Source organism: Comamonas avium, from assembly GCF_014836675.1.
GTDB lineage: Bacteria > Pseudomonadota > Gammaproteobacteria > Burkholderiales > Burkholderiaceae_C > Comamonas > Comamonas avium.
This window is the reverse complement of the sequence record NZ_JACSQK010000006.1, coordinates 157,076-175,210: the sequence shown is the minus strand read 5'-3', so window position 1 is coordinate 175,210 and position 18,135 is coordinate 157,076. Positions and strand designations below refer to the sequence as shown.

Below are 18,135 nucleotides of genomic sequence, written 5' to 3'. Positions count from 1 at the left end.
CTTGGTCCATGGCATTCGAGCACCGGCGCACCACATTGCTCACAGCAAAAACACCCTGTCTTTGCATGCGCACATGGCAGCGCGCCCCGCCCACCGATCTCTTACACCAATGTGCTCTGCTGGCGCGTAGCCGCAAAGCGGTAGCTGCCCAAGGCCAGCCCCGTGATGCACATCTGGGTTACGGCACAGGCCACTGCAGGCACACTGCCGTAACCGACCAGCTGGGTACCGATGGCCCCCATGGCCATCTGCCCAAATCCATACAGGCCCGCTGCAGCGCCCACCAGACCAGGCGTGCACGACAAGGCACTCGACAAGGCTGCAGGGCTGGCCAGCCCTGCGCCAAAAGTCATCGTGATGGTGATCGCCAGCAGCCAAGGCGCAGTCAGCCACCCCATGAGCTGCACCAGCAGCAGCAACGTTGCCATAGCCAGCCCCAAGCCAGCCCCCGCATACAAGAAATACACGTTGGGCAGGCGCCCCGCCAAACGCCGCGTTGCCAGCGTACCCAGACTTGCCCCAACAATGGTACTGGCCGCAAACCAGCCCACATCGCTGATAGGCAGCCCCAACTGCTCATGCACGATGTAAGACGAGGTTGCCAGATACGGGTACAGCGCGGTGCTGGAACAGGCACCACCCAGCATGAATGCTACAAAACGCGGTTGCCCCAGCAAGCTGCGGTAGTCCAGCGCAATCGCTTTCACCGCCAGAGGACGGCGCAGCGCATGGGTCTCGGGCAGCAGCCGCCACGCACAGCCGAGCATGATGCAGCCCATGCCCACCAGAAACAGATAAATAGCACGCCAGCCAAAATGATCGGCCAGATAAGCGCCCACCACCGGAGCCAGACCGGGGCCCACCAAGGTCAGCAAGTTGAGCAAGGCCAGATCCTTGGTAACCCGATCAGGTGCCGAGGTGTCGCGCACTATGGCCCGGCCCAAGGTAATGCCTGCTGCACCTCCCAGGGCCTGCAGCAGCCTGGCCACTACCAGCCATTGCAAGCTGGGCGCGCACAGCGCCAAGACGCTGGCACTCAGATACAGCCCCAGGCCCACCAGCAGCGTGGGCCGTCGCCCCAAGGTATCCGACAGCGGGCCATACACCAACTGCCCCAGCGCCAAGCCCAGTACATACAACGTGATGGTTTGCTGCATGCCTGCAGGTGCAGCCCCCAGTGCAGCACCTGCAATCGGTAGTGCTGGCACAAAAATGTGCATGGCCATCGTGCCACTGAGCGTGACCAGCACCAGCAACCACATGGGAGCCACAGGCCGCATGACGGCCGAGTTGTTGTCTTCACGCATGGCTTAAAGCCCTGCTGCGCGCATGCGGGGGTGGCGTTGAAAGAAGAAAGCCACTGTCAGCGCCAGCGCAATGACAAAAATACAAAACGTGCACACCGCCACATTCATGCCCCAGTGGTCGGCAATCCAGCCAATCGCCATCATGGGCAGCATGCTACCGATGTAGCCAATCACCAGGTACGTGGACAGCAAACCCGAGCGGTTGTTGGGCTTGGCAATGCGGTTAACCATGCCCATGCCGGCCAGCATGCTCATACCGTGGCCCATGGCAGTCAGCGTCACACCCAAGGCAAACAAGATGGCCGAGCCGGCCCACAGGTTCACCATCAGCAAGGCATTGCTCAACGCCAAACCCAACAGACCGCCAAAGCCACACCAGTGCGTGGGCAAGCGCCCCGCCATGATTTGCACACAGGCCGATGCCAGCAGGATCACGGCAATCGCTGTGCCACTGACAAACGGGCCATGCCAGGGCACCAGTTTGTCCAGAAACAGTGGCGACATCGAGGCATACAGACCAAACACACCAAATGCCATGAACGGCAATGCACTGGTCAGCACAAACGCGATGGAGTCCTTGGTTTCAGGCCACGTCAACTTGGGCAAAGCATCGCGCCAATGCAAGCGCTGCGCGTTGTCAGGCAGCGTCGACTCTGGCAGCTCCAGCCGGGTCAGGGCAAACAGGCCCAGGCTACCCAAGAGCAGCGTTGGGATATAGGTGGTCACCAAGGGGTAGGCCACCCATTGACCCATGATGCCACCCACCAGTGGGCCTAGCCCAAAGCCCAGCGCCATCAAAAACCCCGTCACCATGGCCACGCGCTGCATCTGCCCAGCGCGAGACAGTTGCGACAACCCCAGCGTAGCGCTGGTCGTCAACATGCTGGAGGCCGCGCCCACAATCATCCGGCCCACGATCAAGCTGCCCATGTTCCAGGCCACCATGCTGATGAACGTACCAATCAAGGCCAGCACCAGCCCGCACTGCATCACGCGGCGAAAACCGGCACGGTCGGGCATACGCCCCAGAAACAGCAGGCCGCACAGCGCACCGCCCATATAGAGCACGTAAATGAGCGAAATGTCGCTGGCCTGCAGGTGCCAAGCTTCTTTGTACAGCGCGTACAGCGGGCTGATAAGCGCAGTGCCCATCACACCCACAATCATGGCGAAACTCACCCAGACGAAGGGAGAACCTTTTAATTTCATCGAAACACCGTGTACTTAATTCTTGTTCTGGCTGGGGCTCATATCCCCAGGTTCTGCGCCGCAAGGCTGACTCGTTATGTGGTCAAAGCGCTGAGAAATCTTGAGTAACGATGCGCGAGTGATCTGCAGCTCTTCAGGGGTCAGCCCGGCCAAAATGGTTTGCTCAATTTGCAAGCTTTTTTGCAGGATGAGTGAAGCCACTCGCTGCCCTTGCTGCGTCAACTCAATGTATTTGGTGCGCCGATCGGTGGGGTCGCAAGACCAGTCCACAAGCGCCTCTGCACGCAGCTGCGACAGCACCCGCACCAGGGAGGATGTGTCCAGATACAGTGCCTCAGCCAAATCTTTCTGGCGCATGGGCACACCGCCCGCATGCAGCACCAGCAAAGGCATGCGGGTGGCATCTGACAGGCCCAAATCTTTGAAACTCAGATCCACCTGCCTGCGCCACTGGCGATAGACGCTTCCAATCAACAGGCCAAAACGCGATCGTGCCGAGACACGTTCAGAGGCCTCATCCGCAGACACCGCACAGTTAGTTTGCATGCAAAGTATTTTGGCAAATCTGGCCTTTTACCGTGTTCTGCGATGGAACAACCCCACATACGGCATGGGGGCCAATCGCACCTGATTAGCCCTGGCTGTGCCGCCTCAGCACCGCCACAAAACAGTATGGAGCGCACCCCAGTGCCCAAACCAACCGCCAGAGGCATCACTGCCACCACAGCGTCTTTTGCGTTTTATGCAGCGCTTGTGCCACCATCCTTGCCAGCCACTGCGCGTGCCAGGTCGGCCTGCAGGCTGGCCATGGCCCGCGATGGCAGCGTCAGCTCTCCACTGGCCATGCGTGCCAGCAGGCAATGGAGCATTTCGGTCGACAGGCCATGCAATACCAGACGGTGACCTGCCCGCAAGGTCGAAAGCGGCACCAGCGGGTGTTTGTTATTGAGCATCACCAGATGCTCGGGTGAGCCCAAGATCTTGGCGCAATAAATGGCCAGGGTTTCATCCAGCTGCAAAGAATTACTGGCGCGCCAGAAGTCGTTGTCGGTCAGCAGCAGTTGGTAGACGGGGGTGTAGACCTCAATGGCACTTTGCAGATCCAGCCGGTTCAGCCAGCCTCTGGGCATGTCACTCAATGCCATCGCTGGCTCTGTAATCATCGAAAAATCAGGCTCTGGCACCGGACCAATGTCCTGCCCTGCGTTGCGCAAAGCCTTGTTGAGCCGGATGACGAAGTTAAACAGATTCAGGTCATGCTTGAGAAACAGTTCGTCCTTGATATCGTCCAGCGTGGTGGGTGCAATCGGGTAGGTGGCAACCTTTGTCGGAGCATTCGCAGCCACAAAAGCCAGGATGTGCGAACCCAGGTGAAAGTGGCGCATGATCAACCAGTTGGCCTCGGGCGAGACAAAGGTTTTCATGCTGAACGCCAGCACTTTGTGCAGCAAGATTGAATGCGCCCAGCGCTTGGGCAGCAGCACTTTGAGCACCTGAATCAAGATGATGCTCAAGCGTGCCAAAGGCCGTAAAAAGGGCAGTAAATACTGGCGCGAACCACTGCTGCAGTCACGCAGCCATGCGGCTTTGACCGCATCTGGCAGCGGGGTGCTCTGGTCCAGGTACAGCGCCAGCCAGGGGCTGGGGTCGCGCTCATCCCAGGGCTGCTCCAGAAAATCATTGTGTTTCTTCATAGCCGCTCCTTGATGCTCAAGCCTGCGCAGTCAGCACATGCTGAAACTGCATCAGGTAAATCGCAGCAGTATGGCGGGCAGTCTGGATGATGGCTGGCTGCGCCGTACCCGTGGTGTCCATCTCCAGCGTCATCTGCACCGCCATCAGCCAGCGCTCCAGATGGTGCTCATCGTTGGCACCGTGATATTCCAGAAAACGGAAGGCATCAGGTGGCAGCGGCAAGGCCTGACGCAACAAAGGCAGCAAGCTGGGCACAATGCGCTGGCCCGTGCCTTCAATGATGTAGATCGCCCCCAGCAAACCGATCGGATTGGGTGTGGCCGCCAAGCCATGCAGGTAGGCATTCAGCGCTTCACCACCGGGGTTGCGCCGCAACTGGCTGATGTCGGCTTGCGTCCCCCCGGCTTTCAGATAGTCGCTGTGCAGCACTTTAAAGTCGTGCTGCTCGTCGTCGGCATGCAGATCAATCAGCGCCGCCAGTGCAGCGTAATCCCCTGTCAGCGAGGCTGCGCCTTCGCGCATCCACAGACTGCCTTCACGCACCTGTGGAATCCAGTGCTCCATCCAGCGCACATAGTCGGCGGTGTGCAACTGGCGGGTACGCATTCGCTGCAGCAGCGGTGTGCGCCAGACCTGAGAGCGGTAGTCTTGCCACACGCTGGCCAGCTCAGTCAACAAAGGAGCCAATGCTGCAGGCGCAGCGGCCGGGTCATGCGGCGGTGCAATGGCCGCCACATCAGGCAGTGCATCATTGGCAGGCGATACTGCACTTGCTTTCTGAGCAAAAAAAGGCTTTTGCTCAGTTTCCACTGGCGCATCCTGCTCAACCTCCCAGAGCATGTAACCTGCCGTGAAACGCCCCGACTCAGGGATAAAGCACAGCACCGTATCGCCAGCCTTCAAGCGAGCCGTCTCCTTGTCCAGAAACTCAGCCAGCATGATGAAAATGGACGCCGCACCAGTATTGCCACGCCATGCCAGATTGCTCCACCAGCGCTCTTTAGGAATACCCAGCTGCGCTTTCTCCAGCAACTCTTGCACCACAGGCATGAAGCGCTCAGAGGAGTAGTGGCACAGAAAGTGGTCAATCCCGCGCTCAGGCACCCAGCCCTTGTGGGCCAGATCGGCATATTCATGGATGCAGACGTCAAACAGATGCGGCAGCAAGCGGATGTCTTGGCGCAACGCCAAAGCGCCTGCGGCTTCAGCATCTGCCCACGCGGGAAAGTCCAAGTGGCTTTTGGCCCGGTCTGGCGTCAACCCCAGTTGCATGCACACTGGGTAGTCGCCCGCAAAACTGCGCAAATGCGTCCACTTGAGCTTCAGGCGCAAGCCGGGTGCCCGGGGCAGTGCCTGTGGCCCTCCCAGCAGCACTGCGCCCGCACCATCAGAAAGCATCCAGCGCAAAAAATGGGCATCGAAATCGGTGTCATAGCCTTGTGCTGCGAAACGCGAACGCTTGAACAGCCGCGAGGGCATTTCACTGGCCACAGCCAGCGACTGTGCATGCGCCCCGCTCTCAATGGCCAGCGCAGCCGCTTGCAGTGCACCCACACTGGCCGCACATACACCATGTACAGACAGCGTTTCCATGGGTGGTGCCGCCATCTCACCTTGAATCATGCTGGCAAAACCAGGCATCAGGGCATCGCCGCCCGATGAGCCGCTGGCCAAAAATCCCACCTCATCCAGCTTACGTCCCGCACCTTGCATGCATGCGGCAATCGCAGCAGCCGCCATCTGTGTATTGCTGAATACTGTCTGGCCCTGCGCATCCAGTGCGTAATGGCGCAACTGAATACCGTTTTCACCCAGGATGCGGCGCTTGATGCGTTCAGACAAGCGGTTCAGCGGTGCAACAAAAGCATCCATACCGGCGTTATCCACCGGAGAGCCCGGCAAGAACCAGCCGGCAGACTGCAGATAGACATTGGAATAAGCAACAGGCATAGGTAGTGTCGTTCTGGTTAACAGATATCTTGGGGCGGCAGCAAAGACTGGGTACGAGCCTTGGGCCACACGAGGCCCAGCACAAACACGCGCCCCATGTAGGCAAGCAGCCCCGCTTCGTTCAATGCAGGTGCCACACGGTGCTGGTAGTGCTCACAGTGCAGGCGCTGCAAATCCGACCAATGCGCCTGCGGGTGTTCATGGTGCGCTGTGTGCAGCCCAATATTGAACAGCAAGGGGTTGACCCAGCCCTGAAAATTGCGCGCGTAATTCAACACGGCATGGGGGGACTGGCGCTGCGCCCGGCTCAAGGGGCGACCATCGGCATGGGCGTGCTGCAGATAGTTGGTGGCCAGCAGCCAGTGCAAACCATGCAGCTGCGGCACGATGACAAACAGCAAAGCTTTTTGCCAGTCCAGCACCAGAAAGAAAGCCCAGCTGCCCACCCACAGCACGTACTGCCCCATGCAATAACGAAATGCGCCCGGTGCGCTCAGGCGCAAACGCAGCAGCCAGCGCACAAACAGCGGGTACAGCACCCACGCCGCCTGCAAGGGGTGCACCAGGTAGCCCCAAAGGTTGTTGGTATCACCTCCAAATGCAGGCTGGTAGGTGCGTGCCAAATCTTGCGGGCCATGGCGAAAACGGTGGTGATTGCCCACATGCGCAGGCCAAAAAACAAAGGTGGGGTGGCCTTGCAGCACAGTCAGCACGTAGTCGGTTACCCGGTTGGCCCAACGCCCGCGCCACATGCGCAAGTGCGTGTGGTTGTGGTGAATTACGCCAATGCCCAGTGTCAAAAACAGCAGTGCGGCATACAGCCACCAGACAAATCCGTTGTGCCATTGCCAAGCCACCAGCAGCGGCAGCGCTACCAGATATGCCAGAGACTGCACATCACGCCAATGGCGCAGGCCAGGCAAGCCTGCAAACGCATGCTGCATCAGTCCCATTCAGTGCGTACCACGGCTGCTGGATGCCGGTGCTGCCTCGGCCTGCGTGCGCATCCACCGATCCATGAACGCCAACGCAAAGCCATAGTTGCCTTTGGGCCGTGCGTGGTGCAAATAGTGGCGGCGGCTGGCAGCCAGCGGGTGGTTGTCAGACACACGCGGAAAGAAATCGTAGTTGGAGTGACCAACGAGATTGAGTAGCAGGCTGAGCACCGGCACTGCTGCCAAAGACCAGAAATAAAAATCGTGCACCAGCATGGGCAACAAGATGATGTTGCCCAGCATCAGCGCCTCTACCGGGTGAAAACTGTAGGTGGACCACGGTGTGGTCACGATGGAGCGATGGTGGTCAGTATGAAAGCGCGCCAGCGGGCGGGTATGCAGCAAGCGGTGATTGATCCAGAAGTGCACATCGTTCCAGATCATCAGCACCACAATTTCCAGCGCCACACGCCCCGCGCTGGCACTGGGCGCCAGTTGCGCCCACCCCAGTTGCAACAGCCCCCAGGGCACCACCATGCCAATGCCAAACAGCAGCACCGAGTGCAGTGACTGGCGCCATTCACGCTGCAGTTGATCGGGCTTGAGAGGACGCGTATCCAGCACATGACCAACACCTTTGCGCGAGAGGCTGCGTGTCAAAGCCTGCATGCTTGCACCGCCCAGCAGATACAGGCTGCCAAAAAAGACCAACCCCAGCAGCATGACCTGCCAGGCGCTCAATTGCGTGAACCACTCCCCCGCGCTCATGCGACGCTGCGCCCCCACACATCGCAGACATACGCACACACAGGGCAGCCAACGCTGTTGGCCGAATCCATAAACTTTTGCATGCGAGGGATGATAGCGAAGGCCGCAGCAAAGCACCCAGATGCTACGAAGTATTACTTAACAGGAGCCACCTTGGGCAGCAGTCCGTGCTTGAACTGCGCCAAAGCTGGCTCACGGGTGGCAAGGCGCATTCCCTCCATCACCCATGGATCGGTGCAGGATGAACCGGCCCATAAATCATTGCGCTACTTTGGTGATGGCAGCGCTTAAAAGGCTTCCACCGGCATCTGTGCACAAGTCATATCGCGTGCGTTCACCACGTTCAGCCATGCAGTAATTTTTGGCAATTCATAGCGGTAAAAATAACTGATTGCATTGATCCGGCCTGCGTTAGCCGCTAAGGCCTGCGAAGCATCCTGCTCCAGCACCTTGCACGCCACATCCAGCCATACCCATGCCAGCACGGTGTGGCCAAAGGCTTGCATATAGGGCACGGCATTGGCCAGTGCTTCTTGCGGATTGCCTGTCAGCCATGCGGCCTGCGTAGCAGCGCTGACGTCTTGCAAGGCCTGGTTCAAGTCGTGCGCATACTGCGCAAGCTCGGGCCGGGCGGCTGCCTTCTTGATCGTGGCTTGCATGGTCTGAGCCAGCAGTTGCAAACCCGCACCGTCTTGCATGCGTACTTTGCGCCCCAGCAAGTCAGCTGCCTGAATACCGTGCGTACCTTCATGAATCATGTTCAGGCGGTTGTCGCGCCAGTACTGCTCCACGGGGAAGTCGCGCGTATAGCCATAGCCACCATGAATCTGGATGGCCAGAGAGTTGGCCTCCAGGCAATTCTCACTGGGCCAGCTCTTGGCAATCGGCGTCAGCACCTCCAGCAAAAGCTTGGAGCGGACCGCTTCCTCGGCAGCGCCGGTGCGTCCTTCGTCCACCAAACGGGCACAGTACATGTTCAGCGCCAGTGCGCCTTCGCAATACGCCTTTTGTGCCAGCAGCATGCGCTTGACGTCGGTGTGTTCAATGATGGCTACCTGGGCGCTGGCTGCGTCTTTGCCGCCCTCTGTCGTGGGCCGGCCTTGCGGGCGGTTCTTGGCATATTCCAGGCTGGCGTAATAGCCTGCCAGGCCCAGCATGGTGGCAGCCATGCCAATGCCGATGCGCGCCTCGTTCATCATGTGGAACATGCATTTGAGGCCTTCGTGCGGCTTGCCCACCAAGTAGCCAATCGCCCCTGCACCGCCACGCACCGGGTATTTGCCTTCACCAAAATTGAGCAGCGTGTTGGTGGTGCCGCGCCATCCCAGTTTGTGGTTTAACCCTGCCAGCGCCACATCGTTGCGCTCACCCGTCAGATTGCCGTCGGTATCCACCAGCTTTTTGGGCACGATGAACAGCGAGATACCTTTCACGCCCGCAATCAGTTTTCCGTCCGGCCCGGGAATCTTGGCCAGCACCAGGTGCACGATGTTTTCGGTCAGCTCATGATCGCCCGAGCTGATCCACATCTTGTTGCCCTTGAGGCGGTAGCGCGCCCCCAGTGCATCGCTGTCAAAATCGGCACCGTCGGGCTCAGCACGCGTGAGGATGTCGCTTAGACTGGAGCCAGCCTGTGGCTCAGACAAGGCCATGGTGCCTGCCCAGCGGCCATTGAATTCATTGTCGGCAAACACCTGTTGCTGCATGGGCGTGCCGTGCACGCGCAGCAAGTTGGCGTTGCCCACGGTCAGCAGGTTGGAGCCAATGCTGATGCTGGCGCAGCCAAAGAAACTGTTGGCCGCAGCCTCCACCACATAGGGCAGTTGCATGCCGCCTTTTTCATACGGCTGTGCGGCGCTGAGCATGCCACTGTCGGCAAAGGCTTTGCGGGCATCGTGCGTGCACTGTGGCTGGCTGACTTTCTCGCCATCAAACGTGGGTTCCTGCGTGTCTACCGTGCGATTGAAGGGAGCATATTTTTCGCGTGCAATGCGCTCGCAGGTGTCCATGACCGCATCGAACGTTTCGCGGCTGTGGTCGGCGTAGCGGTCACGGCTGGTCAGATTTTCGGCTTGCAGCCAGTCGTACACCAGGAATTCAAGGGTAGATCGCAACTGAGACATAGTTTTAATAAAAATCAGGCTCTAACGCTTATGCAGAAAGCGCCAGCAGCTATGGTTATTTAAAATTCAAGGCGGTAAAAAAGCCGCCTCCTCGGCCATCAAGGTGCGGCGGCTCAGATTCCTGCGGCCCCAAGGCACGTCGTAGCGCCAGCCCATCGCAGATGGGTGGTGGAGACCAGGCGCCAAAGCGCAGTCAGCAGCAGCGCTACGACCGGCTTTGGCAACGGCGACTCCTGACGCCAGGCCGTGACTTACAGGACTTCAAACACACCGGCAGCGCCCATGCCCCCGCCAATGCACATGGTCACGCACACCAGCTTGCCGCCACGGCGCTTGCCTTCGATCAGTGCATGGCCTGTGAGGCGCTGGCCCGAGACACCATAGGGGTGGCCCAAGGCAATTGCGCCACCATTGACATTGAGCTTTTCGTTGGGAATGCCCAGCTTGTCGCGGCAGTAGATCACCTGTACGGCAAATGCTTCGTTGAGCTCCCACAGGTCAATGTCCTGCACCTTAAGACCCAGCTTTTTGAGCACCTTGGGAATGGCGAACACCGGGCCAATACCCATTTCATCGGGCTCGCAGCCAGCCACCGCAAAGCCCAGAAAGCGGCCAATGGGTTGCAGGCCCTTCTTGCTGGCATAGTCTTCGTGCACCACCACACAGGCACCGGCACCGTCAGAGAACTGGCTGGCGTTGCCCGCCGTGATCAAGCCACCGGGCAAGGCGCTGCGCAGGCCGGAAATAGCCTCCACAGTCGTGCCTTCGCGGGTGCCCTCGTCTTTGCTGACGGTGACTTGCTTGGTGGTCAGGCCCATGACTTTGTCGGCGACACCCATGGTGACGGTGATGGGGGCAATTTCGGCATCAAACAGCCCGGCAGCTTGCGCTGCGCAGGCTTTTTGCTGGCTGGCTGCGCCGTACTCGTCCATGGCTTCGCGACCGATGTTGTAGCGCTTGGCCACTTGCTCGGCCGTTTGCAGCATGGACCAGTAGATCTCGGGCTTCATCTTGGTCAGCTCAGGGTCATGCGCCATATGCTGGTTCACTTCCTGCTGCACGCAGGAAATGCTTTCCAGGCCACCGGCCACCAGCACCTCGTTTTCACCCGCAATGATGCGTTGCGAAGCCAGGGCAATGGCCTGCAGGCCCGAAGAGCAAAAGCGGTTGATGGTCATGCCCGACGTCGTCACAGGCAGGCCTGCACGCACGGCAATCAGGCGGGCAACGTTGCCACCCGTCGTGCCTTCGGGCAGCGACAGGCCCATCACCACATCTTCCACATCGGCACCGTCAATGCCTGCACGCTGCACAGCGTGTTGCACGACGTGGCCACCCAGCGTGGGGCCATACGTCATATTGAACGAACCCTTCCAGCTCTTGGCCAGCGGGGTGCGCGCGGTAGAAACAATCACAGCGGATGTCATAACTTCAATCCTTTAACTCGTACAGTTCAAGCGGCACACACCGCTTACGCAAAGCGCTGGCCTTCAGCGGCCAGACGCGCCAGCAAAGGTGCGGGCTGCCAGAATTTGGCATCGTCGTGCGGGTTCTGAGCAAAGCGCTGCATGGCTTGCACCACGTTGATCAGGCCAAGCTCGCTGGCGTAATGCATGGGGCCACCGCGGTAGATAGGAAAGCCGTATCCAGTCAGATACACCATGTCGATGTCACCGGACTTGCTGGCAATGCCGTCTTCCAGAATGTGAGCGCCTTCGTTGACCAGCGAGAACACCAGGCGCTGCACGATTTCTTCGTCTGAAATCTTGCGCGGCGTGATGCCGATGGCCTTGCGGTGCGCATCAATCATGTCCAGCACTTCCTGGCTGGGGATGGCATCGCGCTTGCCGGCCTGGTAGTCATACCAGCCTTTGCCGGTTTTCTGCCCAAAGCGGCCCAGCTCACACAGGCGGTCAGCACTGGCGCTGTACTTCATGCCGGGTTTTTCGACTACGCGGCGCTTGCGGATGGCCCAGCCAATGTCGTTGCCCGCCAGGTCGCCCATGCGAAATGGCCCCATGGCAAAGCCAAATTTTTCTGCGGCTTTGTCCACTTGCTGGGGCGTGGCACCTTCATCCAGCAAAAAGCCAGCCTGGCGGCTGTACTGCTCAATCATGCGGTTGCCAATGAAACCATCGCACACGCCCGAGACCACGGCGGTCTTTTTGATCTTCTTGGCGATCTGCATGACGGTGGCCATCACGTCTTTGGCGGTGGCCTTGCCGCGCACCACTTCCAGCAGTTTCATGACGTTGGCAGGACTGAAGAAGTGCATGCCCACCACGTCTTGTGGGCGGCTGGTGAAAGCCGCAATCTTGTCCACGTCCAGCGTTGATGTGTTGGAGGCCAAAATGGCACCGGGCTTGGCCACTGCATCCAGTTGCTTGAACACGATCTCCTTAACGCCCAGCTCTTCAAACACGGCCTCAATGATCAGGTCACAGTCTTTGAGGTCGTCATAGCTCAGCGTGGTGCTCAGCAGCGCCATGCGCTGTGCGTACTTGTCTTCCTTGAGCTTGCCCTTCTTGACCTGCGCTTCGTAGTTCTTCTTGATGGTGGCCACGCCGCGCTCCAGCGCTTCGGCTTTGGTCTCCAAAATAGTGACCGGAATACCGGCATTCAGGAAGTTCATGCTGATGCCGCCACCCATGGTGCCCGCACCAATCACGCCCACCTTCTGGATGTTGCGCACGGGTGTATCGGCTGGAATATCGGCAATCTTGGTGGTGGCGCGCTCGGCCATGAACAGGTGGCGCAGTGCGCGCGACTCGGGCGTCCACATCAGGTTCACGAACAGCTCGCGCTCAAAGTCCAGGCCATCCTGGAATTTGCGCTTGGTGGCCGCTTGCACCGCATCCACACACTTGAGTGGTGCGGGGTAATTCTTGGACATGCCCTTGACCATGTTGCGCACAAAGCCAAAGTAGGCATCGCCTTTGGGATGCTTGCACTGGAGGTCGCGCACCAGGGGCAGAGGCTCGTTGCCTGCCACGTGCCGCTCGCCTACTTCCTGTGCAAAGATCAAGACCTCTGCCGCCAGCGTCTGCGCGCTGCCCGAGAGTTTGTCAAACAGCTTTTGCCCCGGAATTTGCGCCAGCATGTCGCTCTGAATGGATTCACCACTGACGATCATGTTCAGCGCCGGCTCCACCCCAATCGCGCGTGGCAGCCTTTGTGTGCCACCCGCGCCGGGCAGCAGACCCAGCTTGACTTCAGGCAAAGCAACAAGGGTGCCGGGTGCCGCCATGCGGTAGTGACAACCCAGGGCCAGCTCCAGCCCACCGCCCATGCACACGGAGTGAATGGCGGCCACAACGGGCTTGCTCGAATGCTCGAGCTGCGCAATCACAGTGTGCAAGTTGGGTTCTTGCAAAGCCGACTCTTTGCCAAATTCCTTGATGTCAGCGCCGCCCGAGAACGCCTTGCCTGCACCCGTGATCACGATGGCTTGCACCGCAGCATCGGCGTTGGCCTTGTTCAAGCCTTCAATCACGGCACGGCGGGTGGACAAACCCAGACCATTGACAGGCGGGTTGTTGAGCGTGATCACGGCCACTGCGCCGTGAACCTTGTATTCAGCCGTCATGGCTTGTCTCCTTCAGTTCTATGAAAAAAGAACGGGCGTTCTGCAATTCATTCTAGGAAGGGATGCCAGTGAGCGCTATCGCGTTTTGCCCTCGAATTGTCTCGATTGGGACATGCCTCAAAAGGCAAGTTCCGAACAGCGGAACTATGCAGTCACACAGCGTTTGTTCTTTATCAGAAAAGACCGGGGTGCCACCCTGCTTTCTGACGCCATAAATCCGATCAACGGCATGCCATGTGCTCACGCGTGGCTCACTTCTTGCGACAGTTTGTTTGCATCAACTGCACATGCCGTGCCTTGTGGGTGTGGCTGCAATAAAACGCTGGGGAAACCCATACCCATGCGCCCAAGCGCCGCCCCAACAATGTGCATTGCGCGTGCAGCGGGCACACGCAATCCCAAGCTATTTACGGAAGGCTCACTCCAATATGCAACGCAAAACATTCATCCGCCTGAGCACATCCTGGGCCGCCGCCACCTTGATGGGCGCAGCCTCCCTCAGCGCCCACGCGGCCGAACCCATTTTGATCGGTGTTCCGATCCCCATGACGGGCCCCAACACCCAGTACGGCGATGAAGTGAAAGCCGGTTTGCTGACCGCTATAGAAACCATGAACGCCGCAGGCGGCATGAATGGCCGCGAGTACAAGCCCGTGTTTGTGGACGATGCCTGCGAACCCAAGCAAGCCGTACCCGCTGCCAACCGTGTGCTCAACTCCGGGGCCAAATTTGCGGTCGCCCACGTGTGCTCGGGCGTGACTATTCCGGCCTCGAAGATTTATGAAGAAGAAGGCATTGTGGCCATCACCCCCGGTGCCACAGCCCCGCAGGTGACCGACGGCCTCAAAGGCCACTACTTCTTTCGCACCATTGGCCGCGATGACCAGCAAGGGCCTTTCGCTGCCAAGTTCATTGCAGAAAAGCTCAAGCCCAAGGCTGTGGCCGTGCTGCACGACAAGCAAACCTACGGTGCCGGTGTGGCCCAGCACGTGAAAAACACGCTGGACAAGCTCAAAGCCCCCGTGGTGATGTATGACGGCCTGAACGCCGGTGACAGCGATTACTCCGCCGTCATCACCAAGCTCAAGAGCGCCAAGGTGGACGTGGTGTTCTTTGGTGGCTACCACCCAGAAATGGGCCTGCTGCTGCGCCAGGCCAAAGAGCAAGGTCTGAAGACACAGTTTGTAGGCGCAGAAGGTGCATTCAACCAGGGCCTGATTGAAATCGCCGGCCCGGCAGTGGAAGGCATGATGTTTACCTTCCCGGCTGACTTCAGCCAGCGCCCTGAGAACAAGGGCATTGTGGAGGCCTTCAAAAAGGCCAACCGCTCTGCCAACGGTGCCTACCAGATGCCTGCCTACGCAGCCCTGCAAGTGCTGGACAAGTCGATGAAGGCCGTGGGCGCCGATGCCAAGAAAGTGGCTGACTACATGCACGCCAACACCTTTGACACCGCCATTGGCAAGGTGGCCTTTGATGCCAAGGGCGATTTGAAGGACTTCGAGTTTGTGGTGTTCAAGCTGGCCAAAGATGGCAGCCGCACACAGGTGAAATGATTGAGTGTTTAACCCACCCACAAAAAGGGCACCTTGCGGTGCCTTTTTTTATATGCGCCATTGCAGAGCACATTAGAAATAAGAGCTGCCAGCGCTTACCTACTGGTGTTTTCCAATAGTTTTAATACTGAAAACCAATGTACAAGCGCGCTGAAAGCTATAGTTTCAAACCTCCAGCCATTCCTTGCGAATGTGCTGATTGCTGTTGAGCGACTGGGGTGTGCCGTCAAACACAATGGCCCCGTGGCCCATGACCAGTGCACGGTCCGAGATGCGCATGGCAATGGTGAGCTTTTGCTCAATCAGCAGTACTGAGACGCCACGCTCCTTGATCTTTTTGAGGTACTCGCCCACCAGTTCCACAATTTTGGGCGCAAGGCCTTCGGTGGGCTCATCGATGATGATGAGATCGGGATCTCCCATCAGGGTGCGGCACAGGGTCAGCATTTGCTGCTCGCCCCCCGACATGACACCCGCCTCGGTGTGCTGGCGCTCCTTGAGGCGCGGAAACATGGCGTACATGTCATCAAAAGTCCAGCGGCTGCCTTTGCCGCGGCCTTTCTGGCCCAGCAGCAAGTTCTGGTGCACGGTCAGGTTCGGGAACACGTCGCGGCTTTCGGGCACATAACCCAGGCCCAGATGGGCAATCTCAAACGCCTTCTTGCCATCCAGACGCTGGGTTTTCCACTCGATATCACCTTCCCAGTCCACCAGCCCCATGATGGCCTTGGCGGTGGTGGAGCGGCCCGATCCATTGCGCCCCAGCAGGGCCACAATCTCACCGGGCTGCACCTCAAAATCTACACCGTGCAGCACATGGCTTTTGCCGTAGTAGGCGTGCAAGTTATTAATCTTCAACATGGCACATTCCTCTCAATGCAAAGCCGCTTGCTCATCGGCCACCGCTGAGCCCAGATACGCCTCTTGCACGCGGGCATTGGCACGCACGTTTTCGGGCGTATCAAAGGCAATCACCTCGCCATAAACCACCACGGCAATCTTGTCGGCCAGCCCAAACACCACACCCATGTCGTGCTCTACCGTCAGCAAGGTTTTGCCTTCGGTCACTTCGCGGATGAGCTGGATAAAGCGCCGCGTTTCACTGTTGCTCATGCCCGCGGTGGGCTCGTCCAGCAAGATCACATCGGCACCGCCGGCAATGGTGATGCCGATCTCCAGCGCGCGCTGCTCGGCGTACGTCAGGTTCACGGCCAGCTCATCGCGTTTTTTCTGCAGCCCGATCTGCTCCATCAACTGCTTGGCGCGTTCATTGACCGCATCCATGCGCGACAGAAACCGCAAAAAGGTGTAGCGGTAACCCATGCTCCACAGCACCCCGCAGCGCAGGTTTTCAAACACGCTGAGCTTGGGAAAGATGTTGGTGATCTGAAAGCTGCGCGACAGGCCCAGACGGTTGATCTCGTACGGCTCTTTGCCGTTGATGGACTGGCCGTGCAGCAGTACATCGCCGCTGGTGGGGGCAAAGCGCCCGCTGATCAGGTTGAACAAGGTGCTCTTGCCAGCGCCATTGGGGCCGATGATGGCCACGCGCTCACCGGCCTGCACAGCCAGGTTGGCACCACGGATGATTTCGGTCTTGCCAAAGCTTTTGCGCAGATCGCGCAGCTCCAGCGCATAAGGTGTTGCGGCGCTCATCAGACGGACTCCCTACGCTGGATGTCATGTTCAATTTCTTCCTGAATCTCTCCCCACTGGCGCATGTACTGCCTGCGCACCAGCTCAAACAGGCCCAGCCCTGTCAGAAAGATCAAACCAGCGCCCACCCAGCTGTCCACACTGTGCACATTGAGTGTGGTGCCCATGAAGCGCAGCTCACTGCCCAGCCCGCTGTTGAGCTGCAGGTGGTAGAGCATTTCCACCAGCGCAGCAAAGCCCACCACCATGGCCAGCCCCGTGCCCAGCAGCGCCAGATACGCACCAAAGATGCGGCCCAGCTTGCCGTATTTGGCAAGGCGCAGATTCATCATGATCAGGCCGGCAATGCCACCGGGCGCATACATCACCATGAACAGGAACACCAGCCCCAGGTACAGCATCCAGGCCTTGGTAATTTCAGACAGGAACACGGTGGCCAGCACCAGCAGCACGCCGCCGATGATGGGGCCAAAGAAAAAGGTGGCGCCCCCAAAAAAAGTGAACAGCAAATAGGTGCCCGAGCGGATGATGCTCACGCTGTCCATGGCAGTGACGATCTCAAAGTTGATGGCCGCCAGCCCCCCGCCAATACCGGCAAAAAAGCCGGCAATGATGAAGCCCATATAGCGCACACGCTGCGTGCTGTAACCCACAAAGGCCACGCGCTCGGGGTTGTCGCGCACTGCGTTGAGCATGCGGCCCAGCGGTGTGGCGGTGAAGGCAAACATCAGCGCCGTGCAGACAAAGCAGTAAAACGCGATCAGGTAGTACACCTGTATGCCCGGGCCAAAATCTGCGCCAAAAAATGTGGGGCCGTACACGCGGTCGGTGGTGATGCCGCCTTCGCCCCCGAAAAAGCCGGGGAACATCAGCGCCATCGAGGCCACCAGCTCGCCCACACCGAGCGTGATCATGGCGAAGGTTGTGCCTGATTTTCTGGTGGTCACCCAGCCCAGCAGCGCGGCAAAGAACATGCCGGCCAAGCCGCCCACAATCGGAATCAACCACACGGGAATGGGCAAATGCCCGCCAGCGGCGCGGTTCATGGCATGAATGGCAATGAACGAGCCCAGCCCCGTATACACCGCATGCCCAAAGCTGAGCATGCCGCCCTGCCCCAGCAAGATGTTGTAGGACAGGCAAATGATGATGGCGTAACCCATCTGGCTGAGCATGGTCAGCGCCAGCGAGCTGGTAAATACATGGGGGGCCGCAATCAGCAGCAGCGCGAACACGCCCCAGACAATGACGCGCCCCACATTCAAGGGCTTAAAACGGTAGTAGTCAGGCACATTCATGGCAGCTTGCCCGGCAACAGGCATGGTTTCGTTGCGCATTTGCGGATGCAAT

14 protein-coding genes are annotated in these 18,135 nt (G+C 59.0%); 1 reads left to right on the top strand and 13 read right to left on the bottom strand.

From position 1 onward, the window contains the following. Positions 1-101 precede the first annotated feature (101 nt). The 10 genes from H9646_RS13185 to H9646_RS13140 all read right to left on the bottom strand — a co-directional run bounded on the left by H9646_RS13185 (position 102) and on the right by H9646_RS13140 (position 13,573). Positions 102-1,307 carry a multidrug effflux MFS transporter gene (locus H9646_RS13185; RefSeq protein ID WP_225214188.1) on the bottom strand — a complete coding sequence of 402 codons (1,206 nt, stop codon included), beginning with the start codon at positions 1,305-1,307 and terminating at the stop codon, positions 102-104. Positions 1,308-1,310: 3 nt separating this feature from the next. Further along, positions 1,311-2,516 carry an MFS transporter gene (locus H9646_RS13180; protein WP_191723828.1) on the bottom strand — a complete coding sequence of 402 codons (1,206 nt, stop codon included), beginning with the start codon at positions 2,514-2,516 and terminating at the stop codon, positions 1,311-1,313. 15 nt (positions 2,517-2,531) lie between these two features. Further along, positions 2,532-3,062 carry a MarR family winged helix-turn-helix transcriptional regulator gene (locus H9646_RS13175; RefSeq protein WP_191723827.1) on the bottom strand — a complete coding sequence of 177 codons (531 nt, stop codon included), beginning with the start codon at positions 3,060-3,062 and terminating at the stop codon, positions 2,532-2,534. A gap of 194 nt (positions 3,063-3,256) precedes the next feature. Continuing rightward, positions 3,257-4,210, bottom strand: coding sequence for a DUF6999 family protein (locus H9646_RS13170; protein ID WP_191723826.1), 954 nt, complete (start codon positions 4,208-4,210; stop codon positions 3,257-3,259). 16 nt (positions 4,211-4,226) lie between these two features. Next, positions 4,227-6,161, bottom strand: a complete 1,935-nt coding sequence (locus H9646_RS13165; RefSeq protein WP_191723825.1) for an iron-containing redox enzyme family protein — start codon at positions 6,159-6,161, stop codon at positions 4,227-4,229. Between the two features lie 17 nt (positions 6,162-6,178). Next, positions 6,179-7,114, bottom strand: a complete 936-nt coding sequence (locus H9646_RS13160; protein ID WP_191723824.1) for a fatty acid desaturase — start codon at positions 7,112-7,114, stop codon at positions 6,179-6,181. Then, positions 7,115-7,864 (bottom strand): sterol desaturase family protein, encoded by a 750-nt coding sequence (locus H9646_RS13155; RefSeq protein ID WP_191723823.1) that lies wholly within the window; start codon positions 7,862-7,864, stop codon positions 7,115-7,117. A 287-nt stretch (positions 7,865-8,151) separates the two neighbouring features. Beyond that, complete coding sequence (locus H9646_RS13150; protein WP_191723822.1) at positions 8,152-9,987, bottom strand: acyl-CoA dehydrogenase; 1,836 nt, start codon at positions 9,985-9,987, stop codon at positions 8,152-8,154. A gap of 251 nt (positions 9,988-10,238) precedes the next feature. Continuing rightward, a complete protein-coding gene (locus tag H9646_RS13145) occupies positions 10,239-11,414 on the bottom strand; it encodes an acetyl-CoA C-acyltransferase (protein WP_191723821.1) in 1,176 nt (391 codons plus the stop codon). A 44-nt stretch (positions 11,415-11,458) separates the two neighbouring features. Then, the gene (locus H9646_RS13140) at positions 11,459-13,573 is read right to left on the bottom strand and encodes a 3-hydroxyacyl-CoA dehydrogenase NAD-binding domain-containing protein (protein WP_191723820.1); all 2,115 of its coding nucleotides are present in this window, start codon (positions 13,571-13,573) and stop codon (positions 11,459-11,461) included. A 428-nt stretch (positions 13,574-14,001) separates the two neighbouring features. Between H9646_RS13140 and H9646_RS13135 the strand changes: the two genes are divergently transcribed. Continuing rightward, positions 14,002-15,129: a high-affinity branched-chain amino acid ABC transporter substrate-binding protein gene (locus H9646_RS13135; RefSeq protein WP_191723819.1), complete on the top strand. Its 1,128-nt coding sequence runs from the start codon at positions 14,002-14,004 to the stop codon at positions 15,127-15,129. Positions 15,130-15,294: 165 nt separating this feature from the next. On the opposite strand, the gene H9646_RS13130 is transcribed toward H9646_RS13135, so the two are convergent. The 3 genes from H9646_RS13130 to H9646_RS13120 are packed head-to-tail and all read right to left on the bottom strand — an operon-like array spanning position 15,295 to position 18,122. Continuing rightward, positions 15,295-15,990 (bottom strand): ABC transporter ATP-binding protein, encoded by a 696-nt coding sequence (locus H9646_RS13130; RefSeq protein ID WP_191723818.1) that lies wholly within the window; start codon positions 15,988-15,990, stop codon positions 15,295-15,297. A gap of 12 nt (positions 15,991-16,002) precedes the next feature. After that, positions 16,003-16,785: an ABC transporter ATP-binding protein gene (locus H9646_RS13125; RefSeq protein ID WP_191723817.1), complete on the bottom strand. Its 783-nt coding sequence runs from the start codon at positions 16,783-16,785 to the stop codon at positions 16,003-16,005. Next, positions 16,785-18,122 (bottom strand): branched-chain amino acid ABC transporter permease, encoded by a 1,338-nt coding sequence (locus tag H9646_RS13120; protein ID WP_191724060.1) that lies wholly within the window; start codon positions 18,120-18,122, stop codon positions 16,785-16,787. The genes H9646_RS13125 and H9646_RS13120 overlap by 1 nt, the downstream gene beginning before the upstream one ends. Between the last annotated feature and the right edge of the window lie 13 nt (positions 18,123-18,135).